The organism is Aquamicrobium soli, assembly GCF_042646345.1.
In the GTDB taxonomy this organism is placed as follows: Bacteria; Pseudomonadota; Alphaproteobacteria; order Rhizobiales; family Rhizobiaceae; genus Mesorhizobium; species Mesorhizobium soli_A.
The window spans coordinates 154,414-178,749 of record NZ_JBHRTK010000031.1; the positions used below are offsets into that span (position 1 = coordinate 154,414).

At 65.5% G+C, this 24,336-nt stretch carries 21 protein-coding genes; 9 read left to right on the forward strand and 12 right to left on the reverse strand.

All coding sequences use genetic code 11. From position 1 onward, the window contains the following. Nucleotides 1–25 precede the first annotated feature (25 nt). Complete coding sequence (locus ACFOHJ_RS22870) at nt 26–2,269, forward strand: AGE family epimerase/isomerase (RefSeq protein WP_378225135.1); 2,244 nt, start codon at nt 26–28, stop codon at nt 2,267–2,269. Here ACFOHJ_RS22870 and betB read toward each other — a convergent pair. Genes betB through betI form a run of 5 tightly spaced genes read right to left on the reverse strand, consistent with a single transcriptional unit; the run spans nt 2,263 to nt 8,196 of the window. Continuing rightward, on the reverse strand, nt 2,263–3,726 hold the full coding sequence (betB, locus tag ACFOHJ_RS22875; RefSeq protein WP_378225137.1) for a betaine-aldehyde dehydrogenase: 1,464 nt from the start codon (nt 3,724–3,726) through the stop codon (nt 2,263–2,265). The two genes, ACFOHJ_RS22870 and betB, sit on opposite strands and share 7 nt — an antisense overlap. A 55-nt stretch (nt 3,727–3,781) precedes the next feature. Continuing rightward, nucleotides 3,782–5,443, reverse strand: a complete 1,662-nt coding sequence (gene betA, locus ACFOHJ_RS22880; RefSeq protein WP_378225138.1) for a choline dehydrogenase — start codon at nt 5,441–5,443, stop codon at nt 3,782–3,784. Further along, nucleotides 5,440–6,078, reverse strand: a complete 639-nt coding sequence (locus ACFOHJ_RS22885; RefSeq protein WP_378225140.1) for a glutathione S-transferase family protein — start codon at nt 6,076–6,078, stop codon at nt 5,440–5,442. Before ACFOHJ_RS22885 ends, betA begins: the two co-directional genes overlap by 4 nt. A gap of 1 nt (nt 6,079) precedes the next feature. Beyond that, nucleotides 6,080–7,606, reverse strand: a complete 1,527-nt coding sequence (gene betC / locus ACFOHJ_RS22890; RefSeq protein ID WP_378225358.1) for a choline-sulfatase — start codon at nt 7,604–7,606, stop codon at nt 6,080–6,082. Continuing rightward, a complete protein-coding gene (betI, locus tag ACFOHJ_RS22895) occupies nt 7,603–8,196 on the reverse strand; it encodes a transcriptional regulator BetI (RefSeq protein ID WP_378225143.1) in 594 nt (197 codons plus the stop codon). The genes betC and betI overlap by 4 nt, the downstream gene beginning before the upstream one ends. Before the next feature lie 197 nt (nt 8,197–8,393). Here betI and ACFOHJ_RS22900 point away from each other — a divergent pair, with 197 nt between their 5' ends. The 3 genes from ACFOHJ_RS22900 to greA are packed head-to-tail and all read left to right on the forward strand — an operon-like array spanning nt 8,394 to nt 11,117. Beyond that, on the forward strand, nt 8,394–9,560 hold the full coding sequence (locus ACFOHJ_RS22900) for an acetyl-CoA acetyltransferase (protein ID WP_378225146.1): 1,167 nt from the start codon (nt 8,394–8,396) through the stop codon (nt 9,558–9,560). A gap of 31 nt (nt 9,561–9,591) precedes the next feature. Further along, nucleotides 9,592–10,596 (forward strand): asparaginase, encoded by a 1,005-nt coding sequence (locus ACFOHJ_RS22905; RefSeq protein WP_378225149.1) that lies wholly within the window; start codon nt 9,592–9,594, stop codon nt 10,594–10,596. Nucleotides 10,597–10,649: 53 nt separating this feature from the next. Next, nucleotides 10,650–11,117 carry a transcription elongation factor GreA gene (gene greA / locus ACFOHJ_RS22910; protein WP_378225151.1) on the forward strand — a complete coding sequence of 156 codons (468 nt, stop codon included), beginning with the start codon at nt 10,650–10,652 and terminating at the stop codon, nt 11,115–11,117. Here greA and ACFOHJ_RS22915 read toward each other — a convergent pair. The 4 genes from ACFOHJ_RS22915 to ACFOHJ_RS22930 all read right to left on the reverse strand — a co-directional run bounded on the left by ACFOHJ_RS22915 (nt 11,109) and on the right by ACFOHJ_RS22930 (nt 15,358). After that, entirely contained in the window at nt 11,109–11,498 is a 390-nt protein-coding gene (locus tag ACFOHJ_RS22915; RefSeq protein ID WP_378225153.1) for a type II toxin-antitoxin system death-on-curing family toxin, read from the reverse strand. The genes greA and ACFOHJ_RS22915 overlap by 9 nt on opposite strands. Continuing rightward, complete coding sequence (locus ACFOHJ_RS22920) at nt 11,495–11,725, reverse strand: AbrB/MazE/SpoVT family DNA-binding domain-containing protein (RefSeq protein ID WP_378225155.1); 231 nt, start codon at nt 11,723–11,725, stop codon at nt 11,495–11,497. The genes ACFOHJ_RS22915 and ACFOHJ_RS22920 overlap by 4 nt, the downstream gene beginning before the upstream one ends. Before the next feature lie 76 nt (nt 11,726–11,801). After that, nucleotides 11,802–13,919 carry a methylmalonyl-CoA mutase gene (gene scpA, locus ACFOHJ_RS22925; RefSeq protein WP_378225158.1) on the reverse strand — a complete coding sequence of 706 codons (2,118 nt, stop codon included), beginning with the start codon at nt 13,917–13,919 and terminating at the stop codon, nt 11,802–11,804. Beyond that, nucleotides 13,916–15,358: a methylmalonyl-CoA mutase subunit beta gene (locus ACFOHJ_RS22930; protein WP_378225161.1), complete on the reverse strand. Its 1,443-nt coding sequence runs from the start codon at nt 15,356–15,358 to the stop codon at nt 13,916–13,918. The genes scpA and ACFOHJ_RS22930 overlap by 4 nt, the downstream gene beginning before the upstream one ends. A 173-nt stretch (nt 15,359–15,531) precedes the next feature. Here ACFOHJ_RS22930 and ACFOHJ_RS22935 point away from each other — a divergent pair, with 173 nt between their 5' ends. Then, nucleotides 15,532–17,061, forward strand: a complete 1,530-nt coding sequence (locus tag ACFOHJ_RS22935) for a helicase HerA-like C-terminal domain-containing protein (RefSeq protein WP_378225163.1) — start codon at nt 15,532–15,534, stop codon at nt 17,059–17,061. Between the two features lie 73 nt (nt 17,062–17,134). Here ACFOHJ_RS22935 and ACFOHJ_RS22940 read toward each other — a convergent pair whose 3' ends face one another. Both ACFOHJ_RS22940 and ACFOHJ_RS22945 read right to left on the reverse strand, forming a co-directional pair. Then, entirely contained in the window at nt 17,135–17,944 is an 810-nt protein-coding gene (locus ACFOHJ_RS22940; RefSeq protein ID WP_378225165.1) for a L,D-transpeptidase, read from the reverse strand. A gap of 181 nt (nt 17,945–18,125) precedes the next feature. Next, nucleotides 18,126–18,788 carry a haloacid dehalogenase type II gene (locus ACFOHJ_RS22945; RefSeq protein WP_378225167.1) on the reverse strand — a complete coding sequence of 221 codons (663 nt, stop codon included), beginning with the start codon at nt 18,786–18,788 and terminating at the stop codon, nt 18,126–18,128. Nucleotides 18,789–18,937: 149 nt separating this feature from the next. Here ACFOHJ_RS22945 and ACFOHJ_RS22950 point away from each other — a divergent pair, with 149 nt between their 5' ends. The 4 genes from ACFOHJ_RS22950 (at nt 18,938) to ACFOHJ_RS22965 (ending at nt 22,112) form a co-directional block, all read left to right on the forward strand. Next, nucleotides 18,938–19,816: a branched-chain amino acid aminotransferase gene (locus tag ACFOHJ_RS22950; protein WP_378225360.1), complete on the forward strand. Its 879-nt coding sequence runs from the start codon at nt 18,938–18,940 to the stop codon at nt 19,814–19,816. 103 nt (nt 19,817–19,919) lie between these two features. Continuing rightward, nucleotides 19,920–20,522, forward strand: a complete 603-nt coding sequence (locus ACFOHJ_RS22955) for a superoxide dismutase (RefSeq protein WP_378225169.1) — start codon at nt 19,920–19,922, stop codon at nt 20,520–20,522. 188 nt (nt 20,523–20,710) lie between these two features. Beyond that, complete coding sequence (locus tag ACFOHJ_RS22960; RefSeq protein ID WP_378225171.1) at nt 20,711–21,151, forward strand: c-type cytochrome; 441 nt, start codon at nt 20,711–20,713, stop codon at nt 21,149–21,151. Nucleotides 21,152–21,158: 7 nt separating this feature from the next. Then, nucleotides 21,159–22,112: a cytochrome c gene (locus ACFOHJ_RS22965; RefSeq protein WP_378225173.1), complete on the forward strand. Its 954-nt coding sequence runs from the start codon at nt 21,159–21,161 to the stop codon at nt 22,110–22,112. A gap of 12 nt (nt 22,113–22,124) precedes the next feature. On the opposite strand, the gene ACFOHJ_RS22970 is transcribed toward ACFOHJ_RS22965, so the two are convergent. Then, the gene (locus ACFOHJ_RS22970) at nt 22,125–24,233 is read right to left on the reverse strand and encodes a S9 family peptidase (RefSeq protein ID WP_378225176.1); all 2,109 of its coding nucleotides are present in this window, start codon (nt 24,231–24,233) and stop codon (nt 22,125–22,127) included. Nucleotides 24,234–24,336 lie beyond the last annotated feature (103 nt).

The window sequence follows — 24,336 nt, forward strand, 5'->3', positions numbered from 1 at the left end:
GGTCGACGTTCTGATCGGAGCGGGAATGAGCGAACGTATCGTTGGTTTTGTCATGAGCGGCGGCGTCGGCTCGCGGCTGTGGCCATTGTCGCGCGAGGATAATCCCAAGCAGTTTCACGACCTTGCCGGCGACGGCTCGATGCTGGTCAAGACGGTGCGCCGCCTCGTCGCGCGGCCTGCCGGCGACACGCCGGTTTTCCTGATTGCCGCCGAACGCCATGCCGAGCGCGTGCGTGCCGATGTCGCAGGCATCGACCTTCGCGGCGGCGGCGCGCTGTTCGAGCCCGTCGGCCGCAACACCGCCGCGGCCGTGGCGCTGGCGACGTTGCGCACGCTGGCCGGGTTCGGCGACAGCCTGGTGCTGGTGGTGCCCTCCGACCACGAGATTTCGACCGTCGAGCAGTTCTGGCAGAGCGTCGAGGCGGGCGCGGCCGTCGCCCGCGAGGGGCGGCTGGTGGTATTCGGCATCAAGCCGGCCCAGCCCGAAACCGGCTACGGCTATATCGAGGTTGCGGGCCGCGACAGCGATATCTTCGATGTGTCCCGATTCGTCGAAAAGCCGGACCGGGGGACCGCGCAGAGCTATGTCGACGCGGGTAACTTCTACTGGAACACCGGCATTTTCCTGTTTCGCGCCAGCGCCATGCGCGACGCCTTCAAGGCTCACCAGCCGTCCATCTGGGAAGCGGCGGAGCAGGCTTTCGCGGCCGCGACCAGCGATCTTTCCGGCCTCTACATGCCGCTCGATCTCTATGCGGCGATTCCCTCCGATTCGATCGACTACGCCATCATGGAGCGTGCCGAGCACATTGCCATGGTGCCGGCCGGGTTCCGCTGGAACGACCTCGGCTCCTGGCAGTCGCTGCTCGACATCGGCACGGCCGACGACAACGGCAACGTCATCCTCGGCGATGTCGTCGCCATCGATTGCGAGAACTCCTACATCCGCAGTGAGGGCCGGCTGCTTTCGGCGATCGGGCTGAAGGACGTCGCCATCGTCTCGACATCCGACGCCACCTTCGTGGCACCCGTCAGCCGCAGCCAGAACGTCAAGAAGATCGTCGAGCAACTGGAACTGAGCGGCCGGCTCGAAACCCGCTTCACGCCGGCGCAGGACCGCGTCGTGGAAGAGGGCGCCTGGCGCCACCGGGTCCGCCACTGGCTGTTCGAGGAGACGCTGCCGCTCTGGTCCACCCGTGGCGTGGACGAGCAGCACGGCGGCTTCTACGAAGGGCTCGCCATGGACGCCAGTCCGCTGATGAAGCCCAAGCGCATGCGCACGATGGCGAGGCAGGTCTATGCCTTCGCGGTCGCCAAGGCGCGCGGCTGGGACGGGCCTGCGGACCGGCTCATCGCCCACGGCATCGCCTTCATGGCCGGCAAGGGCCGCACCGAACGCGGCGGCTTCGTGCGTGCGCTCAACATCGACGGCAGCGTCGCCGATCCGGTCGAGGACGCCTACGACCACGCCTGCGTGCTGCTGGCGCTCGCGCACGCCCATATGGGCGGCAATCCCGATGCGCTGGAACTCGGCCGCGAGACCTTCGCCTTTCTCGACGCCCATTTGGAGGACAGCCGCATGACCGGCTTCCTCGAGACCTCGAACGGGGAAAGCGAGCGCCGCTCCAACCCGCACATGCACCTGCTGGAAGCCTTCATGGCTTGGTACGACGCCACCGGCGACCGCACCTATCTGCGCCGGGCGGCACGCATCGTCGACCTGTTCCGCAGCCATTTCTTCGACGCCGAGAGCTGGACGCTGGGCGAATATTTCGACAACAACTGGAAGCCGGCGGCTGGCGAGCGTGGCGCCTGGACGGAGCCCGGCCACCATTTCGAATGGGCCTCGCTGCTGGTCGACTTCGCCGCCCGCAGCGGGCAGCAGGACCTCAACGGCTTTGCCCGCAAGCTCTATGCCTCGGCGATCGCCAACGGCCTCAACCGCGCCACCGGCCTCGCCTATGGGGCGGTTTCCCGCGAGGGTTTGCCGCTCGACTGCGTGTCGCGAAGCTGGCCGCAGACGGAAGCGGTCAAGGCCGCGATCGCGCTCGGCCGCACCGGCGGGCCAGACATGAAGCCCGAAATCGAGGAGCGCGTCGGCCGGCTGTTCCGCTGGCATATCGATCCGGCACCGACCGGCCTGTGGGTCGACCGCATTGACGAGCGCGGCCGTTCCCGCGCCACCGAGGTGCCGGCCTCGATCTTCTATCACCTGGTCTGCGCGCTGACGCAGTATCTCGACTGTACGGCGGGCGCTGCCCGTCAGTAGGGGCTGGCGACGTCGCCGGTCTCCACATAGACCGCCTTGATCTGGGAATAGTGCGCAAGGGCCGCCAGCGAGTTCTCGCGGCCGATGCCCGACTGCTTGACGCCGCCGAAGGGGATTTCGACCGGGGTGAGATTGTAGGCGTTGATCCAGCACGTGCCGGCCTGCAACTCGCCGATGACCCGGTGGGCGCGCGCGAGGTTGCGGGTGAAGACGCCCGCCGCCAGCCCGAACTCGGTGGCGTTGGCGCGCTCGATCACCTCGTCCTCGCCGGTGAATTTCAGGACGCTCATCACCGGCCCGAAGATTTCCTCGCGGGCGATGCGCATGGTGTCCGACACGTCGGTGAAGACGGTCGGCTCGACGAAGCAGCCGCGCTCGAACCCTTGCAGCGCCGGCACGTTGCCGCCGCAGGCGAGCGTCGCGCCTTCTTCTTTGCCGACGCCGATATAGGCGAGCACCTTGTCGTGCTGCGCCTTGTTGACCAGCGGCCCCATCTGCGTCTCCGGGTCGAGCGGGTCGCCGATGCGGATGTTCTTGGTGCGCTCTACCAGCCGCTCGACGAAGCGGTCGTGGACGGCCTCGTGGACGAAGACGCGCGTGCCGTTCGAGCACACCTGCCCGGTGGAGTAGAAATTGCCGAGCATGGCGCCGCCGATGGCGTTCTCGATGTCGGCGTCGTCGAAGACGATCAGCGGCGACTTGCCGCCGAGTTCCATGGTGGCGTGCTTCATCTTCGAGCCGGCGAGCGCCATCACCCGCCGTCCGGTCGGCACCGAACCGGTGACCGAGACCTTGGCGACAGCCTCATGCTCCACCAGGGCACCGCCAACGTCGCCATAGCCCTGCACGACGTTGAACAGGCCGTCCGGCAGGCCGGCCTCGGTATAGATTTCGGCCAGCGCCAGCGCCGAAAGCGGCGTGTTCTCGGAAGGCTTGAACACCATGGCGTTGCCCATTGCGAGCGCCGGGGCCGATTTCCAGCCGGCGATCTGGATCGGGTAGTTCCAGGCGCCGATCCCTACGCACACGCCGAGCGCCTCGCGGCGCGTATAGGCGAAGGGGCCGCCGAGCTCGACCGCCTCGCCGTTGAAGGCGGCGACGGCGCCGCCAATATATTCGAGGCAGTCGGCGGCGGACGGCGCGTCGGCGACCAGCGTTTCCTGCAGCGCCTTGCCGGTATCGAGCGTTTCCAGCCGGGCGAGGTCGGCGTTGCGCTCGCGCAAAAGGTCGGCGGCCCGGCGCAGGATGCGGCCGCGTTCGACAGGCTTCAGCCGCGCCCATGCGCCCTGTGCCGCCCGCGCCGCCTCCACCGCCAGTTCGACGATGTTGGGCGTTGCCGAATGCAAAGTGGCGATGATCTCGCCGGTGGCCGGGTAGATGACGGGCAGCGGCGCGCCCTGGTCGTCCTCGACGAAGCGGCCGTTGATGTAGTGCGAGGCTTTTGGCTGGGCTTTCATGACCTGCTCCGGTTGCAGTCTCGTTGTATCTTCCCGGTCGCCGGGAGGGTAGGGGCTATCGGTCGTTTGCCTGCCAGCGCGGGTTGATCCACGGTTCCTGGTTCGAGGGCGCAAGCGGCGCGCGGCCGAGGATGTGGTCCGAGGCCTTCTCGCCGGTCATGATCGACGGACCGTTGAGATTGCCGTTGGTGATGCGCGGGAAGATCGACGAATCGGCGACCCGCAGGCCCTCCACGCCGATGACGCGGCATTCGGGGTCGACCACGCTGCGGATATCGTCGGCACGGCCCATGCGACAGGTGCCGCAGGGGTGCAGCGCGCTTTCGGCATGGTCGCGGATGAAGGCGTCGAGTTCGGCGTCGGTCTGGACGTGGCTGCCGGGCGAGATTTCCTTGCCGCGATAGGGGTCGAAGGCGGCCTGGCCGAAGATCTCGCGGGTGAGGCGAATGCAGTGGCGGAATTCGGTCCAGTCGTCCGGATGTTCCATGTAGTTGAAGAGGATTTTCGGCTTGGCCTTCGGATCGGGCGAGCGCAGCGTCACCGCGCCGCGCGACTTCGAGCGCATCGGCCCGACATGGGCCTGGAAGCCATGTGTCTTCGCCACCGCCTTGCCGTCGTAGCGCACGGCGGCGGGGATGAAGTGGTACTGGATGTCGGGATAGTCGATGCCGGCGGCCGAGCGCACGAAGGCGGCGGCCTCGAAATGGTTGGTCGCGCCAAGCCCGTTCTTGAACAGCAGCCACTGTGCGCCGATCAACGCCTTGGAGAAGGGGTTGAGCACCGAGTTCAGCGTGATCGGCTGGACCGATTCCTGCTGGATGTAGAGTTCCAGGTGATCCTGGAGATTGGCGCCGACGCCGGGGCGGTCGGCGACGACGGCGATGCCGTTGTCGCGCAGGTGCTGTGCCGGGCCGATGCCCGACAGCATCAGGATTTTCGGCGAGTTGATCGAGGAGGCGGCCACGATCACCTCGCGGCGCGCCTTCACCACCTCGATCCTGCCGCGGGCTTCGATCTCGACGCCGGCGGCGCGTTGATTCTCTATGACGACGCGGCGGGCGAAGCCATTGACGAGACGGACGTTTTGCCGCTTCAGCGCCGGACGCAGATAGGCATTGGCGGTGGACCAGCGCCGGCCGCGGAAAATGGTCTGCTCCATCGGCCCGAAGCCTTCCTGCTTGGAGCCGTTATAGTCGTCGGTCGTCTCGAAGCCCGCCTGCCGGCCTGCCTCGATGAAGGCGGCATAGAGCGGATTGATGCGCCGACCGCGCTGGACGTGCAGCGGCCCGCCGGTGCCGCGCCAGCCGTCCTCGCCGCCATCGGAGGTTTCCATGCGCTTGAAGTAGGGCAGCACGTCGGCATAGCTCCAGCCCGTGGCCCCTTCCTCGGCCCAGTGGTCGTAATCGTGCGCGTGGCCGCGCACATAGACCATGCCGTTGATCGACGACGAGCCGCCCAGCACCTTGCCGCGCGGCGTGGCCAGCACTCGTCCGCCCAGATGCGGTTCCGGCTCGCTGGAAAAGCCCCAGTCGTAGCGCGACATGTTGAGCGGGATCGACAGCGCCGACGGCATCTGGATCAGGGGGCCCATGTCGGTGCCGCCGAACTCGATGACGATGACCGAGTGCTTGCCGTCCTCCGACAGGCGGTAGGCCATTGCCGAACCGGCGGAACCGGAGCCGATGATGACGAAGTCGGCTTCGAGGTTGGATGTCATTTCGCTCTCATGCTGTCGTAGGAAACCATGACGTGGCGGGCATAGGCCGGGCGCTTCGTCAGGCGGTCGTAATAGGCCTGCAGGTTGGCGAGGTGGGTGCGCTCGATCTCCAGCGTGAAGTAGCGGTAGAGCAGTACCCCGGCGACGCAGTCGGCGAAGCAGGGTTCTGCGCCGCCGAGATAGTCGCCCTCGGCGAGGCGAGCGTCGAACACGCGCATCACTTTCATGAGGCCTTCGAGGCCCCGGGCGAGGGCGGCTTCGTCGCGTTCGCCCGGCCTGTTGCGCATCATCGGCTGGAACACGTTGGTGAGGAACGCCGGCACCAGCGTCGTCTTGGTCCAGTCGCTCCACTGGTCGAGCCGGGCGCGCTTCAACGGGTCCTTCGGCCAGAACTGCTCCGACCCGTAGCGGGCGCCGAGATAGCGCACGATCGAGGCGCTCTCCCACAGATATTCGCCGCCGTCGCGCAGCACCGGCACCAGCCGGTTGGGGTTCATGGCGAAGAATTCAGGCGTATCGAGGCCGCCGAACGGCCCGCCGGCGTCGATCCGCTCATGCTCGAGGCCGATTTCGGCCAACGCCCACATGACGGTCTGCACGTTCGAGGAAGTAGTCCTGCCCCAGACGGTGATCATGTCATTCTCCTCTCGGAAAGCGCTTCTGTTCTTCGAGTACGTTGAGGTCCATGTGGTTGCGCATGTAGCGCTCGGACGCCTTTTGCAGCGGCTGGAATTCCCACGGGTAGTAGGCGCCGTTGCGCAGCGCCGGGTAGACCACCCAGCGGCGCGCCTGGCTGGCGCGCACATCCGCGTCGAAGCGCGCCATGTCCCAGCGCGCGCGGACCTTTTCCATGAAGGCAGCGACCAGACCGGCATGGGCAGGGTCGGCGGCGAGGTTCGTCCGCTCGCGCGGATCGGATTCCAGATCAAACAGTTGCGGCGGGTCGATCTCGCAATGAATGAACTTGTAGCGGCCCTCGCGGATTCCGACGAGCGGCGCGTAGGAGCCCTCGGCCGCATATTCCATCAGCACCGGTTCGCTGCGCCCCTGGCCTTCAATGAGCGGCTTCAGCGACTGGCCGTCCGTCCACGGCATGATGGCGGACATGTCGATGCCGGCGAGGTCGCACAGCGTCGGCAGGATGTCGAGGTTGGAGGTAGGTTCGCCGATCAGCCCGGCCGCGATGCCCTTGCCGGCGATGGTGAGCGGCACGCGCGCCGAGCCTTCGAGGAAGCTCATCTTGAACCACAGGCCGCGCTCCCCCAGCATGTCGCCGTGGTCGGAGCAGAACACCACGATGGTGTCGTCGGCCATGCGGGTGCGCTCCAGCACCGAAAGCAGGCTCCCGACCTTGTCGTCGATATAGGAGATGTTGGCGAAATAGCCGCGCCGCGAGCGGCGCACTTGCTCGCGCGTGATGGAGAAGCTGTCGTAGTCGCTGGCCTTGTAAAGGCGCTGCGAATGCGCGTCCTGCTTCTCGTAGGGGATGAAACCGACCTCCGGGTCCAGCGCCGGGCAGTCTTCGTAGAGATCCCAGTAGTTGCGCCGCGCCACATAGGGGTCGTGCGGATGGGTGAAGGAGACGGTCAGGCACCACGGGCGGCGCGCGGCGTCCTCGGACATGCGCGAAAGGTCGTAGAGCTTCTGCTCGGCGAAGAAGGCGACCTCGTCGTCATACTCCATCTGGTTGGTGATTTCGGCGACGCCCGCGCCGGTGACCGAACCGAGGTTGTGATACCACCAATCGATGCGCTCGCCGGGCTTGCGGTAGTCCGGCGTCCAGCCGAAATCGGCCGGATAGATGTCGGTGGTCAGCCGCTCCTCGAAACCGTGCAACTGGTCGGGGCCGACGAAATGCATCTTGCCCGACAGGCCGGTATAGTAGCCCGCCGCGCGCAGGTGATGCGCATAGGTCGGGATCGAGGAGGGGAATTCGGCGGCGTTGTCGTAGACGCCGGTACGCGATGGCAACTGCCCGCTCATGAAGGCGGCGCGGCCGGGCGCACAGAGCGGCGAGCCGGTATAATTGTTGCGGAAGCGTGCCGAGCGCGCGGCGAGCGCCTTCAGGTTCGGTGCGTGCAGGAAATCCGCCGGCCCGTCGGGAAAGAACGTCCCGTTGAACTGGTCGACCATGATGATGAGGATGTTGGGCTGGCCGGTCATGGCGCGTTCGGGCATCCGTTGAGCTTGGTGTTGAGGTAATTTTCGATGAGCCTGACGGCGCTTGCAGCATCCGGCGCGCCGTCGCGCAGCGCCTGCCGGATGTAGAAGCCGTCGATCAGCGCGGCCGTGGTCTCGGCCACCTCGCCGGCTTCGGCACGAGGCAGCAGGCCGGTGAGGCCGCTCATCAGGTTGGCGTGCAGGCGGCGCGCATAGACCCTGAGCAGGCGCCGCAACGCGGGCGAGCGCTGCGCCTCGACATAGAAGGCAAGCCAGGCCGCGATGGTCTGCGCCCTGAATTGCGCGGCGGAGAAGTTGACGGCCACCACGGCCAAGACCCGCGCGCGCGGCGTCCGCGCGGCCTTCAGCGCCCGCCTGGCATCGGCTCCGAGTTCGGCAAGCAGATGCCGCATCGTCGCCAGCAGCAGTTCGTCCTTGGCCCCGAAATAATGGTGGGCCAGCGCCGAGGACACGCCGGCACGCCCGGCAATCTCCGACATGGTGACGTCGAGAGAGCCGTGTTCGCCGATGGCCGAGATCGCGGCGTCGATCAGCGCCTTGCGGCGCACGGGTTCCATTCCGATCTTGGGCAATGTCTCACTCCTGCCGGGCAGATTATTTTTAATTGATCCGTCAATCAATGAAAATCCGATGAGCCAGGCCGGCGAACACGGAAACTTCGCTTTACGGATCGGGCACGGGAGTTCATTTTGCGGGCCAGGCGGCGCTTGGCGCGGCATTCGATACCCAGACGGCGCTTGGCGCCGGCGTTCAAGACAAGGAGATCGCCATGACGGCATGTATCGTGGGCTGGGCGCATTCGCGCTTCGGCAAGCTCGAAGGCGAGATGCTGGAGGGCCTGATCACCAAGGTGGCGATGGAAGCGCTCGACCACGCCGGCATCGGCCCGGACGATGTCGACGAGATCGTGCTCGGGCACTTCAATGCCGGGTTTTCGGCGCAGGATTTTACCGCGAGCCTGGTCTTGCAGGCCGACGACCGGCTGCGCTTCAAGCCGGCGACGCGCGTGGAGAACGCCTGCGCCACCGGTTCGGCGGCCGTCAGGCAGGGCATCCGCGCCGTCGAGGCCGGGGCGGCGCGCATCGTGCTGGTGGTGGGCGCCGAGCAGATGACGACGACACCCGGCCCGGAGATCGGTCGCAACCTGCTGCGTGCCTCCTACCTGCCGGAAGACGGCGACACGCCGGCCGGCTTTGCCGGCGTCTTCGGCAAGATCGCCAGCGCCTATTTCCAGCGCTACGGCGACCAGTCGGACGCGCTGGCGACGATCGCGGCGAAAAACCACAAGAACGGCGTCGACAATCCCTATGCGCAGATGCGCAAGGATTTCGGCTACGACTTCTGCCGCACCGAAAGTGAGAAGAACCCGTTCGTCGCGGGGCCGCTGAAGCGCACCGACTGCTCGCTGGTTTCGGACGGGGCTGCGGCGCTGGTGCTGACCGACGCGACGACCGCGCTGAAGATGCGCCGCGCCGTCGCCTTCCGCGCCAACGAGCATGTGCAGGACTTCCTGCCGATGTCGAAGCGCGACATCCTGTTGTTCGAGGGCTGCGAGGAGGCGTGGGGCAGGGCGTTGAAAAGCGCCGGCGTGACGCTGGACGATCTTTCCTTCGTCGAGACGCATGACTGCTTCACCATCGCCGAACTGATCGAATACGAGGCGATGGGACTGGCCAGGCGCGGCGAAGGCGCCAAGGTGGCGCTGAGCGGCGAGACGGCCAAGGACGGCCGCCTGCCGGTCAATCCTTCGGGCGGGCTGAAATCCAAGGGCCATCCGATCGGCGCGACGGGCGTTTCCATGCATGTGCTGACTGCCATGCAGTTGACCGGCGAGGCCGGCGGCATCCAGGTGCCGGGCGCGAAACTCGGCGGCATCTTCAACATGGGCGGCGCGGCGGTGGCCAACTACGTATCGATCCTCGACCGGATCAGGTAGCCGGCGGTTCGGCAAGGCGCTTGGGACAAACATGAATCCGGTTCTGGTCGAAGTGTTGCGCGGGGCGCAGGTGGAGAGCGTGCATCGCGGTTCTGTGGCGGTGTTCGACGGCGACGGCAAGCCGGTGTGGGAAGTGGGCGCTACGGCGCGCCCGGTATTCCCGCGCTCGGCCGTGAAGGCTATCCAGGCGCTGCCTTTCGTCGAGAGCGGCGCGGCCGATGCCTACGGCTTCGGGCAGCGAGAACTCGCGCTTGCCTGCGCCTCCCATTCGGGCGAGCCGGCCCATGCCGAACTGGCGGCAGCGATGCTCGAAAAGGCCGGACTCGACGGTGGGGCGCTGGAATGCGGCGCGCATTGGCCGACGAACCATGCAGCAACCGTCGCGCTGGCCCGGAGCGGTGCTTCGCCGAGCGCGCTGCATAACAATTGCTCGGGCAAGCATTCGGGCTTCTTGTGCACCTGCCGCCATGCAGGCCTCGACCATCACGGCTACGTCAAGGCCGGCCATGCCTTGCAGGAAATGGTGCGCGGGGCGCTGGAGGAGGTGACCGAAGCCGCGCATGGCGAAGACAATCGTGGCACGGACGGCTGTTCCATCCCGACCTACGCCGTGCCGTTGCGCAATCTTGCCCGCGCATTCGCGCGCATGGCGACCGGGCATGGGCTTGGCCCGCAGCGCGCCAGGGCCGCTAAACGCCTGCTGTCGGTCTGCATGGCCGAGGCCTTCCTGGTGTCGGGCACCGACCGGGCAGACAAGGCGCTGATGAGTGCGGCGCCCGGCCGCGTTTTCGTCAAGACCGGGGCGGAAGGCGTCTATTGCGCGGCATTGCCGGAACTTGGGCTGGGCATCGCGCTGAAATGCGACGACGGAGCCGGCCGCGCCGCCGAGGCCATGATCGCGGCGGTCCTGGCCAGGCTGGTGGCACCCAGCGACCAGTCTCTGGCCGCTCGGCTGGGTGGGCTCGCCAACCCCGTCCTGAAGAACTGGAACGGCATCGAGGTCGCCGGCCTGAGCCCGACCGCCGCGTTGGCGTGATCGGCCATGGCCGCTGGCTTGCCGCACCGCGCTTGCTTGCCTAAGTTCGACGCATGAGCAGAGCTTTCACCCGCGAGGAAAATGCCGAAAACGCCGTTGCCGATATCGGCGAGCGGCCCGTCAGCTCGCACCGCAATCTGGTGACGCAGGCCGGTCTTGAGATGATCGAGTCCGAGATCGCCGAGGCGCGTACGGAACTGCAAAGTGCCGAATCCCAGGCGGACAAGCTGCGTGCCGCTTCCGTGATGCGGGACCTGCGCTACTGGCTGGCGCGCCACGAAAGTGCTGAACTGTCGGTGCCCGAGCCCGGCAGCGACGTGGTGCGCTTCGGCATGACGGTTGCGCTGGAAGGCGAGGACGGCAAGACCGTCTCTTGGAGAATCGTCGGCGAGGACGAAGCCGACCCGGCCAAGGGCTCGATTTCCCACGTTTCGCCCATGGCCCGCGCCCTTTTTGGCAAGAGCGTCGGCGACGTGGTGAGCGTCAACGGCAAGGAATGGGAAATCGTCGGGCTAAAGTGAGGCCAACGGAACGGTGTAGTCGCGGAAGAACGCAGCCGCCCCTTCCTCGTTAATGTCTCCAGCCGCCACTTTCAAAACGAACTGGATGAGTTCCTCTTGTCCAGCTTCGAGGCTTAGACCGTTGAAATACAGAAAAAGATCGGCGGCTGCCAACGCAGTCCGCTTATTGCCGTCCACGAACGGATGGTTTTTGGCGATGCCGAAAAGATAGGCTGCTGCCAGTTCGTAGAGGTCGGGTTGACCATAGATCTCCTTCTGGATAGGTCGCGCCAAGGCTGATTCCAGCATGCCCTCGTCACGGACACCAGACGCACCACCATGCAGGCGTAGCTGCTCGGTATGCAGGGCTTCGATGAATTCACGAGAATGATGTTCGCTCATTTCGCGAGTGCGCGGTAGGCCACCTCGTATTTCTTCATGCGTTCGCGCGCAATCTTCATCTTGCGTTCGAATTCCTCCGCGCTGTCTTTGGTGCGGCGCAAGCGCAACTCGTCGCCCTCCTGCACGATAATGACATTGTCGCCCGCACGAAGATTCATGCGTTCAAGCAATTCTTTCGGCAGGATCACCCCTTCGGAGTTCCCAATTTTGCGAATAACGGTATTCATGACGGCTACTCTGTTGCAACATCTATAATAACATTGATGTGGGGCTGTTGCAACGGAAATTGTAACGGTTATCAGCCTACCCCAGCAGCCTGTCCAGCAACCGCTCCGCGGCTTCGGGGATGACCGTGCCGGGCGGGAAGATTTCGGCGGCTCCTGCTTCGCGCACGGCATCATAGTCCTGCGGCGGGATGACGCCGCCGGCGATGATCATGATGTCCTTGCGGCCGAGCTTTTCGAGAGCTTCCCTTAGCTCGGGGATGAGCGTCAGGTGCCCCGCCGCCAGAGAGGATGCGCCGACGATGTGGACGTCGTTGGTGTCGGCGATTCTGGCGATTTCCTCCGGCGTCTGGAACATGGCGCCGACGGTGACGTCGAAGCCGAGGTCGGCAAAGGCGGTGGCGATGACCTTCTGGCCGCGGTCGTGTCCGTCCTGGCCCATCTTGGCGACGAGGATGCGCGGCTTGCCGCCGGTCTTTTTCTCGAAAGCGGCCAGCTTTTCCTCGAAGCGGCTCAGCGCGACGGTCTCGCCCAGTTCCTTGCGGTAGACGCCGGAAATCGTCTGTACGGAGGCGACGTGCCGGCCGAACGCCTTTTCCAGCGCCAGCGAGATTTCACCGACGGTAGCGTTGGCGCGCGCGGCGCGGACGGCGAATTCCAGAAGGTTTTCCTCGCCCTGCGCTGCTTTCATCAGCGCATCGAGCGCGCTTTCGACCGCGCTGACGTCGCGCGTTCCCTTCAGTTGCTGCAATTTGGCGAGCTGCCGGGCGCGCACTTCCGCGTTGTCGATCTTCAGCACGTCGACTTCGGTATCGACCTCGGGCTTGAAGGCGTTGACGCCGACCAGCGTCTGGTCGCCGGAATCGATGCGCGCCTGCGTGCGCGCCGCAGCCTCTTCGATGCGCAGCTTCGGGATGCCCTTTTCGGTCGCCGCCGCCATGCCGCCGAGCCGTTCCACTTCCTCGATATGGGCAAGCGCGCGGTTCGCCAGGTCGTGCGTCAGCCGTTCGACATAGGCCGAGCCGCCCCAAGGATCGATGATGGCCGTGGTGCCCGATTCCTTTTGCAGGATGAGCTGCGTGTTGCGGGCGATGCGCGCCGAATGGTCGGTCGGCAGCGCCAGCGCCTCGTCGAAGGAGTTGGTGTGCAGCGACTGCGTGTGCCCCTGCGTCGCCGCCATCGCCTCGATCATGGTGCGGGCGATGTTGTTATAGGGGTCCTGCGCCGTCAGCGACCAGCCCGAGGTCTGGCAGTGCGTGCGTAGCGACAGCGAACGCGAGTCCTTCGGCGAGAAATTCTTCTCCATCAGTTGCGCCCAGATCAGGCGCGCGGCCCTGAGCTTGGCGACTTCCATGAAGAAGTTCATGCCGATCGCCCAGAAGAAGGACAGCCGCGGCGCGAACTTGTCGATGTCTAGCCCGGCGGCGACGCCGGCGCGTGCATATTCGATGCCGTCGGCGATGGTGTAGGCGAGCTCGAGGTCGGCGGTCGCGCCCGCTTCCTGCATATGGTAGCCGGAGATCGAGATCGAATTGAACTTCGGCATGTTCCTCGACGTATAGGAGAAGATGTCCGAAACGATCCGCATCGAGGGCTTTGGCGGATAGATGTAGGTGTTGCGGACCATGAACTCCTTGAGGATGTCGTTCTGGATGGTTCCGGCAAGGTCCTTCTGCGCGACGCCCTGTTCCTCCGCCGCGACGATGTAGAGCGCGAGAATCGGCAGCACCGCGCCGTTCATGGTCATCGACACCGTCATCTGGTCGAGTGGGATGCCCTCGAACAGCTGACGCATGTCGAGGATGGAATCGATGGCGACGCCCGCCATGCCGACATCGCCGGCAACGCGCGGATGATCGCTGTCATAGCCGCGATGGGTGGCGAGGTCGAAGGCGATCGACAGGCCCTTCTGGCCGGCAGCGAGGTTGCGCCGGTAAAAGGCATTCGATTCCTCGGCCGTCGAGAAGCCGGCATATTGGCGGATCGTCCACGGCTTCTGCACATACATGGTGGGATAGGGGCCGCGCACGAACGGCGCCAGGCCGGGATAGGTATCGAGATGGGTGAGGCCCTCGAGGTCGGCCTCGCCATAGAGGCGCTTGACGGCGATGCCTTCGGGCGTTTCCCACTCTTCTTCAAGCGGGCTGGTGGCGGTGTCGGCGTGCTGCCACGCGATCTTGGTGAAGTCGGGGATCATCGCGCGGCCTCGGTCGTCTGGTCGTCTCGCAGGGCGTGGAGCGCCTGGCAGAACACGATGCCGTCGGTCGGCTCCGGGCGCCGCTCGGCGGCCAGCGTTTCCACCGGCCGTTCGGCCTTCGGCGGATAGAGCATGGTGCCGATGATGGCGCGTTGGCCATGGCGCAGCTTTTCGGCCCGCATCGCCTGCGAGGTCAGCACGCGCGCCTGGATATGGCCGTCGCGCAGGCTGTCGAGGATGCCGCCTTCCGCCTCGATGTGTTGGAATTCGGCCCATGCCGTCTCGCATAGCCCCTCGGTCAGGGCCTCGACGCTGCCGGAGCCCCGCGCGGGGTCGTTGACATGCTCGATATGGCTCTCGCGCATCATGATCAGTTGCGTGTTTCGGGCGATGCGGCGGGCGAAGCCGGTGGGCAGGCCGTGCGTGATGGTGTGCGGCAGGATGGAAATCGAATCGGCGCCCCCGGCCGCCGCCGCGAAGCAGGCGATGGTGGTGCGCAGGATGTTCGTTTCCGGGTCTTTCGCCGCCATCATGCGGAACGAGGTTTCGGCATGGATGATGGCAGGCGAGGCGGGAATGGAACTGGCCTGCTGGATGCGCGCCCACAGCGCCCGCAACGCCCTGATCTTGGCGATCGACATGAACTGGTTCTGGTCGACGCTGAGCGCGAAGCCGATATGCGGCGCGGCGTAGACAAGCGCCTGGCGCGCTTCCTCGAATAGCCTGAGATGCGCGACCGCCGAGGCCAGCATGATGCCGAGTTCCTGCGCTTCGGTGGCGCCGGCGTTGTGGAAGACGCGGCCGTCGGCTTCGAGCAGCACGCCCGGCACCCCCATGGCGAAGAAATGTGCCAGCGATTGCGGCATCGAGGCCTGCAACGCCTCGATCGACATGCGCAGGCGGCCGGTGCCGGCGAAGGTCGCGGCCGGGTCGATGCCGAAGGAGACGTTGAGCTTGTTCGGGTCGACGCGACGCCTGGTCAGCAGTGCGACCAGCCAGTCGGCCATCGCCCGGCTCGCCGGATGAACGTCGATGCGCAGGTGGACGCGGTTGAGCGGCACGCCTTCAAGCACGCTCTCGAGCGCCTCGGCCGAATTCGGCAGGCCATAGCCGAAAGCGTTCGGCGCGCCTTCGAACACCAGCGCCAGGCCGGTCGCGCCCTGTGCCAGATCTTCCGCGACCTGCGCCCTGGCGCGTTCGACATCGGGATCGTCGATGCGCTGGCAGATGGCCCAGGGGGCCGCGGGCAGGGCGCGCACCCTCGCCTGTGCATCCGCCGCGCGTTCGCAAAGCGGATCGATGCGGATGCCGTCGTCGCTGTGGGAGACCAGCGCGTCGCCGAAAGAGGCGCCGCCCAGCGCCTTTTCCGCCAAAGCCATCCATCGTTGCCGGTTCACGGCTGCTGGCGTCTCTTGCTCGGTCAAGGTCTCGGCATCCACTCGCTGGGTACTATTGTCGCGGCCGTGCCGGCCGGCGCGGGCAGTGTAGGGGCGATGCCCGCGTACCGCAATGCACAACCTCCCCGGGAAGGGCGCTGTCGCCCGGGCATTGTCCCGCCAGGGATGCGCCACTATAGGTGGTTTCCTGGCACGGACGATCGGAGAGCGGATTTATGGCAGGTGACGAAAGCATTTTCCTGGGAGCGAGCCGCAAGCCGGACGACAGCTACCAGCGGGCGGAAAACCTGCTGCTGCGCTACGGCAACCGGCACGGGCTGGTGACGGGCGCCACCGGCACCGGCAAGACGGTGACGTTGCAGATCATGGCCGAAGGCTTCTCCAATGCCGGCGTGCCGGTGTTCTGCGCCGACATCAAGGGCGACCTTTCCGGTATCGCGATGAAGGGCACCGCTCAGGATTTTCTTCAAAAGCGCGCCGATGAGATCAAGCTCGATCCCTATAAGTTCGACGACTTTCCCGTCATCTTCTGGGACCTTTTCGGCGAGCAGGGCCATCCGATCCGCGCCACCATCTCCGAGATGGGGCCGCTGCTGCTTTCGCGCCTGATGAACCTCACCGAGGCGCAGGAAGGCATCATGAACATCGCCTTCAAGCTCGCCGACGAGGAAGGGCTTCTGCTGCTCGACCTGAAGGATTTGCAGGCGCTCCTGGCCAACATCGCCGAGCGGGCCGACGAGATCGGCGCCCGCTACGGCAACGTGACGAAGCCGTCGGTCGGTGCGATCCAGCGCACGCTGCTGGTCCTGGAACAGCAGGGGGCCGCGCATTTCTTCGGCGAGCCGGCGCTGCGGATCGCCGACATCATGCGCACCAGCCGCGACGGGCGCGGCGCGATCAACGTGCTGGCGGCCGACAAGCTGATGATGAACCCGCGGCTCTACGCGACGTTCCTGTTGTGGCTGATGTCCGAGCTGTTCGAGGAACTGCCGGAAGTGGGCGACCCGGACAAGCCACGGCTGGTGTTCTTCTTCGATGAAGCGCACCTTTTGTTCGACGGCGCGCCCAAGGCCTTGGTGGAGCGGGTGGAGCAGGTCGTGCGCCTGATTCGATCGAAAGGCGTTGGCATCTACTTCGTCACGCAAAACCCGCTCGACGTGCCCGAAACCGTGCTCGCCCAGCTCGGCAACCGCGTGCAGCACGCGCTGCGCGCCTACACGCCGCGCGAACAGAAGGCGGTGAAGACGGCCGCCGACACGTTCCGGTCGAACCCGGATTTCGATTGCGCCAAGACCATCACGCAACTCGGCACCGGCGAGGCGCTGGTTTCGACGCTGGAGGCCAAGGGCGTTCCGTCCATGGTCCAGCGCACGCTGATTCGGCCGCCTTCCTCGCGGCTCGGCCCGATCACGCCGGAGGAGCGGCGCAAGGTGATGCTGGAAAGCCCTGTCGCCGGCCAGTACGACGAGATGATCGACCGCGAGTCGGCCTTCGAGATGCTGCAGAAGAAGGCCGCGGACACCGTGCCGGCCGAACAGGAGGCCGGCGGATCGCGCTGGACCATTCCCGGCTTCGGCAATGACGAGGCACCCGCGCAGACCGGCCGGCGCACCTCCGCGCCGCGCCGCTCGAACCGCCAGTCGGTTACGGAAGCGGCGGTCAAGTCCGTGGTCCGCTCCGTCGGTTCCTCGCTCGGCCGCGCCATCGTGCGCGGCATATTGGGCAGCCTTTCGAAGGGGCGCTGAGCGACCGGCGGGGTCGCTCACGCGCGGCCAGCTTCCCCCTCAGTCTCGTTGGAAAGAGGGTGAGGCCGTAGGGTCAGAACCAGGTCCGGCCGAGCAGCGTTGCCTGCGGCACGCCGTTGTCGATCGGGATGGCCTGGGCGTCGACGGAAGCCACCATCGGGGCGCCGACGTTGCTCGTGACCACGATCTTGGTTTTGGCCGGCACCCGGTCGTAGAGATCGATGATGTCCTGGTTCATCAATCGCACGCAGCCTGACGAGACCGACTTGCCGATCGAGTTCCACTCCGGCGAGCCGTGCAGCCGGTAGAGCGTGTCTTCGCCGTTCTGGAAGATGTAGAGCGCGCGTGCGCCGAGCGGGTTCATGAGGCCGGGCGGCATGCCGCCATTGCGCACGCTGTACTTTTCCAGTTCCGGCTGGCGGCCGATCATCTCGTCCGGCGGCGTCCATTTCGGCCATTTGCGCTTGTACTGGACGATGGCCTCGCCCGCCCATTCGAATCCGGCGCGGCCGAGGCCGACGCCGTAGCGGATCGCCTGTCCGCCCTCGCGAACCAGATAGAGGAAGTGCCCGGACGTATCGACGACGATGGTGCCCGGCCGCTCGCCTGTCGGGTCCGCAACGATCTGGCGCAGGAAGCGCTTGTCGATCTTCTGGTAGGGGACGGCCGGAATTTCGTAGCCCTCGTCCTGCACCGGTCCGTACATCAGCGCATAGCTGCCCAGTTCAGGCTCGGCATAGGCCGGCGGCTGCGCCGGAAAATCGACCTGCTCCTGCCGCGTCGTCGTACAGGCCGATACCAGGATCGACGCGGACCCGACCGCAGCGGCGTTCAGAAAACCGCGCCGGCTGATGGGGCGGGAGGAGAAGGGAGAGCTGGACATGATGCTTGGATATTCCCGAAACACAAAAAAGGTATGAAGGCGCGGACAGGGCGCACCGTTCCTCCCGATAACTGCCAAGGTGGATAGGCGGTTCCAAATCGGGCCTGAGATTGGACAAACCAAGGCCAAGATGTGGCAAGGCCTCACCTGTTGCCGTTTGGCAACATGTCCGGCGGGGCGATCAGCCGCTTGCCAGCAGGCCTTCCAGCGAAGGCAGGATCAGGCGGGGCGGGAAGTCGTTATACTCGTCCGGCTGGTTGCTGCGGTTGATCCAGGCGGTGCCGAAGCCGAACTTTGCCGCGCCGGCCACGTCCCAGCGGTTCGAGGACTGGAAGGAAATGGCTTTCGGGTAAAGCCGCCATTGCAGCGTGACCATTTCATAGACCGCCGGGTCGGTCTTGAAGCGCCGGACGGCATCGACGGAGAAGATGTCGTCCAGCACCTGGTCGAGCGCGGAGGATTGGGCGGCGGCCTTGAGCATTTCGGGCGAGCCGTTGGACAGGATCGCGAGCTTCGCGCCCGTCGCCTTGAGGGCCTTCAGCACGGCGGGCACTTCCGGATAGCAGTCCAGCCGCCAGTAGGCGTCGAGAAGCTTCGTCCGGATGGCCGGATCGACCGACGGGAACCGGCGCAGGCAGTAGTCGAGCGCCTGCTCGGTCAGTTGCCAGAAATCGGTGTAGGTCCCCATCAGGGTGCGGACCCAGGAATATTCGAGCTGCTTGGCGCGCCACAGTTCGGAAAACCGGTTGCCGTCCGGCCCGATCTCGTCGGCGTGGCGGCGCACGGCAGCGTGAACGTCGAAAAGCGTTCCATAGGCGTCGAAGACATAAGCGGCATGTTGCATCGCACATTTTTGTGACGGCTTGGCCGCCGATGCAAGGGCTGATTGCAGCGGGCTGCGGCTGGCCTTAAAGAAACAGCGGCATGTCGGTTGACGACGGGCCTGGTTCGGCCTTCCAATATGGCTAACCCACAGATTTGCAGGGAAGAATGATGACACTCGCATCGGCTGCGCAATCCACGACATGGACATTCGTTGACGGCGACTGGCATGAGGGAAATGTGGCGCTGCTCGGGCCGCGCAGCCACGCCATGTGGCTCGGCACTACCGTGTTCGACGGCGCGCGCTGGTTCGAGGGCGTGGCGCCCGATCTCGACCTGCACGCCAAACGGGTGAACGCCTCGGCGATCGCCCTTGGCCTCAAGCCGACCGTCAGCCCCGAGCGGATCGTCGAACTCACCTGGGACGGACTGAAGAAATTCGACGGCAAGACGGCCGTCTATATCCGCCCGATGTATTGGGCCGAGGAGGGCGGCTACATGGGCGTGCCGGCCGACCCGGCCTCCACCCGCTTCTGCCTGTGCCTCTACGAATCGCCGATGATCGCGCCGAGCGGTTTTTCCGTGACCGTATCGCCGTTCCGCCGGCCGACGCTCGAAACCATGCCGACCAATGCCAAGGCCGGCTGCCTTTACCCCAACAACGGCCGTGCCATCATGGAGGCCAAGATGCGCGGCTTCGACAACGCGCTGGTGCTCGACATGCTGGGCAATGTCGCCGAGACCGCGTCCTCGAACGTCTTCCTGGTCAAGGACGGCCAGGTGCTGACGCCGGCCGCCAACGGTACCTTCCTGTCGGGCATCACGCGGGCGCGCACCATGGCGCTGCTTGGCGAGAACGGCTTTTCGGTCGCGGAAAAAGTGTTGTCGGTGCGTGATTTCCTCGAGGCCGACGAAATCTTTTCCACCGGCAACCATTCCAAGATCGTGCCGATCATCCGCATCGAGGATCGCAGCCTGCAACCCGGCCCGGTCGCCAAGAAGGCGCGGGAGCTTTATTGGCAATGGGCGCATTCGACTTCCGCCGGCTGAAGGGCTAAAAGGCACCCGGGCTTCGGTCCGGCGTTGCTCATGGCCGTTGCCGACCTATCTTTATCCGGTAAGCAAACCCGGATTTTTCCTGAGGAGTATTATCATGGCTTTCGAACTGCCCGCTTTGCCCTACGACTACGAGGCCTTGCAGCCTTACATGTCCAAGGAGACGCTGGAGTACCACCACGACAAGCACCACAAGGCCTATGTCGACAACGGCAACAAGCTGGCGGCGGAAGCCGGTATGGGCGACCTTTCGGTGGAAGAAGTCGTCAAGCAGTCCTTCGGCAAGAATGCCGGCCTGTTCAACAACGCGGCCCAGCACTACAACCACATCCATTTCTGGAAGTGGATGAAGAAGGGCGGCGGCGGCAACAAGCTGCCGGGCGCGCTGCAGAAGGCGGTCGACAGCGACCTCGGCGGCTACGACAAGTTCAAGGCCGATTTCATCGCCGCAGGCACCACCCAGTTCGGCTCCGGCTGGGCCTGGCTGTCCGTCAAGAACGGCAAGCTCGAGATCTCCAAGACCCCGAACGGCGAGAACCCGCTGGTGCACGGCGCTTCGCCGATCCTCGGCGTCGACGTGTGGGAGCACTCCTACTACATCGACTATCGCAACGCCCGCCCGAAATACCTGGAAGCCTTCGTCGACAGCCTGATCAACTGGGATCACGTGCTGGAAATGTACGAGCAGGCCAAGGGCTGATCGCCCGCCATCCGGTACTTTTCGACGGAGCCCCGCTTTGGCGGGGCTTCTTTTTTGGGCGCATGGGCCGGCCTGAAATCAACTAAGCGTGAACAGACAGGCCGGAACTTTTCCAGCATCCTCCTGTCTGATCCTTTCGGACTGCCGTCCGTTTCACCGTTGTCCTGTCAGCCATCCGGAGACCCCGAATGAGAAGATTCCTAGTCGCTGTCTCGATCCTTGCCTTTGCTGCCTCCGCAGCCTCGGCCGACGCCATTTCCGACCGGCAGGCGCTGATGAAGGAGCGCGGCAAGATCGTCGGTACGCTGGCCAAGATGACCAAGGGCGAATTGCCGTTCGAGGCGGCGGAAGTAAAGAACGCCCTGCAGGCGTTGCAGGCCAATGCCGAGAGATTCGACGCAGACGCGCTGTTCCCGGCCGGCACCGAGACAGGCGGGGAAACCACCGTATCGCCGAAGGTCTGGGAAGACATGACCGGCTTCAAGGCCGCCGAGGACAAGTACCTGGCCAATGTGAAGGCCGCGAACGCGACGCCGGCCGACGATCTCGACACCTTGAAGACGCAGCTCGGCACCGTCGGCGGCGATTGTGCGGCCTGCCACAAGGCGTTCAGGATCAAGAAGGGCTGATCGCTTCTTGCGGGCATGGCGAAAAAGGAGCGCCGCTGCCGCGCTCGTCGTGGTCGTGGCCGGAGCTGCCGGCGGCTGGCTGCTGACGGCCCCGGAGAGGTTGGACGCGCAGACGCTGGCGCAACTGGGGCCCGGCGACGCGGCAAAGGGAGAGCGCATCTTCCATGCCGCCGGCTGCTCGTCCTGCCATGCCCGGCCTAAGGCGGAGGGCGAGGCCAGACTCGAACTCGTCGGCGGCCTGGAACTGAAGACGCCTTTCGGCACCTTCGTCGCGCCCAACATCTCGCAGGACCCCGAGGACGGAATCGGCGCATGGTCGGCCGAGGACCTTGCCAACGCCATGATGAAGGGCGTGTCGCCGGCCGGCGAGCACCTTTATCCGGCGTTTCCCTACGCCTCCTATGCCCGCATGCGCCCGTCCGACATCGGCGACCTCTATGCCTTCCTGAAGACGCTTCCGCCTGTGAAGGGCAAGGCGGCTGCGAACGACCTGCGGTTTCCGTTCAACGTCCGCCGCGGCATCGGCCTGTGGAAGCGGCTCTATCTGGGCAGCGAACCGGTGATCGCCCTGCCGGAAGATACGCCCGAACTGGTCCTGGCCGGCCGCTATCTGGTCGAGGGGCCGGGCCATTGCGGCGAATGCCACACGCCGCGCAATTTCGCCGGCGCTGTCGACAAGGCGCAATGGCTGGCCGGCGCGCCGGCCGCTGAGGGCACCGGCATCGTTCCCAACATCACCTCGGGCGAGGGCGGCATCGCCGACTGGTCGGCACAGGACATCGCCTACTATCTGGAAAGCGGTTTTACTCCAGACTTCGATTCGGTCGGCGGCGCCATGGCCGACGTCCAGGCCAACATGGCGCAACTGACCGCTGCCGACCGCGAGGCGATCGCCGCCTATCTGAAGACGGTGTCGCCGCACCCGAACGGCTATCCGCCGAGGCAGAAGCCCGCCGGATAAGCGCCGGGGATTTCAGGCGGTGCCCGCCTTGCCCGTCACCTTGAGCGCGAAGGCGTAGGTGAAGGCCACTTCCTCCAGCCGCGAGAAGCGCCCAGAGGCGCCGGCATGGCCGGCATCCATGTTGATCTTAAGCAGCACCGGGTTGTCGCCGGTCTTGCGTTCGCGCAGCTTCGCTACCCATTTGGCCGGCTCCCAATAGGTCACGCGCGGGTCGGTGAGGCCGGCCTGCGCCAGGATCGGCGGATAGTCGAGCGCCGCCACATTGTCGTAGGGCGAATAGGCGGCGATCGTGCGGTAGTCCGCCTCCGAGGCGATCGGGTTGCCCCATTCGGGCCACTCCGGCGGGGTGAGCGGCAGGGTGTCGTCCAGCATCGTGGTCAGGACATCGACGAAGGGAACCTCGGCGATGATGGCGCCGAAGGCATGCGGCGCCATGTTGGCGATGGCGCCCATCAGCATGCCGCCGGCGGAGCCGCCCTGGGCGACGATGCGGTCATGCGCAGTGAAATTTTCGGCGACGAGATGGCGCGCCGCCGCGATGAAGTCGGTGAAGGTGTTTTGCTTGTGCTCGCGCTTGCCGTCCTCGTACCAGGCGTAGCCCTTGTCCTTGCCGCCGCGGACATGGGCGATGGCATAGACGAAGCCGCGATCGACCAGCGACAGGCAATTGGTGTTGAACGACGCCGGAATGGTGATGCCGTAGGAGCCATAGCCATAGAGCAGGCAGGGGGCGGCGCCGTCGAGCGGCGTGTCCTTGCGGTAAAGCAGCGACACCGGCACCGTCTCGCCGTCGCCGGCCGGAGCCATCAGCCTGCGGGTGACGTAGAGGTCGGGGTCGTGGCCGGAAGGCACTTCCTGCGTCTTGAGCAGCGTGCGCTCGCGGGTCCGCATGTCGTAGTCGTAAAGCTGCGCCGGCGTCGTCATCGAGGAATAGGAGAAGCGGATCGTCTCGGTGTCGTATTCGTAGGAACCCGACAGGCCGAGCGAATAGGCTTCCTCGTCGAAGGAGATCGAGTGTTCCTCGCCGCTGGCGCGGTCGCGCACGACGATGCGCGGCAGGCCGTCCTTGCGCTCCAGCCGCACCACGAAATCCTTGAAGCCCAGCACCGAAAGGATGAGCCGGCCGGGTTCGTGCGGCACCAGTTCCTTCCAGTTGGCGCGCACCGGGTCGGCTGCCGGGGCGGTCATGATCTTGAAGTCCTTGGCGCCGTCCGCATTGGTCAGGATGAAGAAGACGTCGCCGCCTTCCTCGATGTCGTATTGCAGGCCGGTTTCGCGCGCCGCGACCAGCTTCGGTTCGCCGCCGAGGTTGGCCGTGCTGAGGATGCGGTATTCGGACGTCTCGTGGTCGCTGATGCTGATCAGGATCCAGTCGTTGTTGCGCGTGCCGCTGACATTGACGAAGAAGCCGGGGTCGGTCTCCTCGAAGACCAAGCGGTCGCTGCCCGCCGTTTCCGCGAGCGAATGGTAGAAGACCTTCGACGGCCGATGGTTGGAATCCAGGCGCGTGTAGAAGAAACCGTCGCTGCCGGCGTTCCACACCCCGCCGCCGCCGGTGTCCTTGACCTCGACCTTGCTGTCCTGACCGGTGGCGAGGTCGCGCACGCGTAGCGTGTAGAACTCCGAACCCTTGTCGTCGAACGCCCACAATAGCCGCTGGTGGTCGGGCGAGTGGTCGATGCCGCCGAGCCGGAAATAGGCCGCACCGCTGGCTTCGGCGTCGCCGTCGAGAAGGATCGTCTCCTCGCCGCCGTCGCGGGGGGTGCGGAAATAGCGCGGCTGCTCGCCGCCGAGCCGGAACGACGATCCGTAGGCGAAAGGCCCGTCCTTCATCGGCACCGAGGAATCGTCTTCCTTGATACGCCCCTTCATCTCGGCGAAAAGCGCCTTCCGCAGCGCGGCGGTGTCGCTCATGAGGGCCGTTTGATAGGCGTTCTCGGCATCGAGATGCCTACGGATTTCCGGCGCGAGCAGCGAGGGGTCGCGGAACACGTCCTGCCAGTTGTCCGCGCGCAGCCAGGCGTAGTCGTCGCTGCGGGTAATGCCGTGGCGGGTGTCGGATACGCTGTGCCTTGCGGCCTGCGGAGGGGGAATTTGCGGGAAGCCTGCGGGCACGGTCATTCTATCTCACTGGGAAAAGTTTCGTCGCTGCGTGAAAGAGCACGCCTAAGGGTAACATATCAAGGGTTGCAGTCGTTGGAACGCACAGCCGTGATAACTGCCT

Bases quoted from the DNA above. Each gene is read 5' to 3' on its own strand.
- ACFOHJ_RS22870 (WP_378225135.1), top strand. From the start codon at position 26: ATGAGCGAACGTATCGTTGGTTTTGTCATGAGCGGCGGCGTCGGCTCG.
- betB (WP_378225137.1), bottom strand. From the start codon at position 3,726: ATGAAAGCCCAGCCAAAAGCCTCGCACTACATCAACGGCCGCTTCGTC.
- betA (WP_378225138.1), bottom strand. From the start codon at position 5,443: ATGACATCCAACCTCGAAGCCGACTTCGTCATCATCGGCTCCGGTTCC.
- ACFOHJ_RS22885 (WP_378225140.1), bottom strand. From the start codon at position 6,078: ATGATCACCGTCTGGGGCAGGACTACTTCCTCGAACGTGCAGACCGTC.
- betC (WP_378225358.1), bottom strand. From the start codon at position 7,606: ATGACCGGCCAGCCCAACATCCTCATCATCATGGTCGACCAGTTCAAC.
- ACFOHJ_RS22900 (WP_378225146.1), top strand. From the start codon at position 8,394: ATGACGGCATGTATCGTGGGCTGGGCGCATTCGCGCTTCGGCAAGCTC.
- ACFOHJ_RS22905 (WP_378225149.1), top strand. From the start codon at position 9,592: ATGAATCCGGTTCTGGTCGAAGTGTTGCGCGGGGCGCAGGTGGAGAGC.
- greA (WP_378225151.1), top strand. From the start codon at position 10,650: ATGAGCAGAGCTTTCACCCGCGAGGAAAATGCCGAAAACGCCGTTGCC.
- ACFOHJ_RS22915 (WP_378225153.1), bottom strand. From the start codon at position 11,498: ATGAGCGAACATCATTCTCGTGAATTCATCGAAGCCCTGCATACCGAG.
- ACFOHJ_RS22920 (WP_378225155.1), bottom strand. From the start codon at position 11,725: ATGAATACCGTTATTCGCAAAATTGGGAACTCCGAAGGGGTGATCCTG.
- scpA (WP_378225158.1), bottom strand. From the start codon at position 13,919: ATGATCCCCGACTTCACCAAGATCGCGTGGCAGCACGCCGACACCGCC.
- ACFOHJ_RS22935 (WP_378225163.1), top strand. From the start codon at position 15,532: ATGGCAGGTGACGAAAGCATTTTCCTGGGAGCGAGCCGCAAGCCGGAC.
- ACFOHJ_RS22940 (WP_378225165.1), bottom strand. From the start codon at position 17,944: ATGTCCAGCTCTCCCTTCTCCTCCCGCCCCATCAGCCGGCGCGGTTTT.
- ACFOHJ_RS22945 (WP_378225167.1), bottom strand. From the start codon at position 18,788: ATGCAACATGCCGCTTATGTCTTCGACGCCTATGGAACGCTTTTCGAC.
- ACFOHJ_RS22950 (WP_378225360.1), top strand. From the start codon at position 18,938: ATGACACTCGCATCGGCTGCGCAATCCACGACATGGACATTCGTTGAC.
- ACFOHJ_RS22955 (WP_378225169.1), top strand. From the start codon at position 19,920: ATGGCTTTCGAACTGCCCGCTTTGCCCTACGACTACGAGGCCTTGCAG.
- ACFOHJ_RS22960 (WP_378225171.1), top strand. From the start codon at position 20,711: ATGAGAAGATTCCTAGTCGCTGTCTCGATCCTTGCCTTTGCTGCCTCC.
- ACFOHJ_RS22970 (WP_378225176.1), bottom strand. From the start codon at position 24,233: ATGACCGTGCCCGCAGGCTTCCCGCAAATTCCCCCTCCGCAGGCCGCA.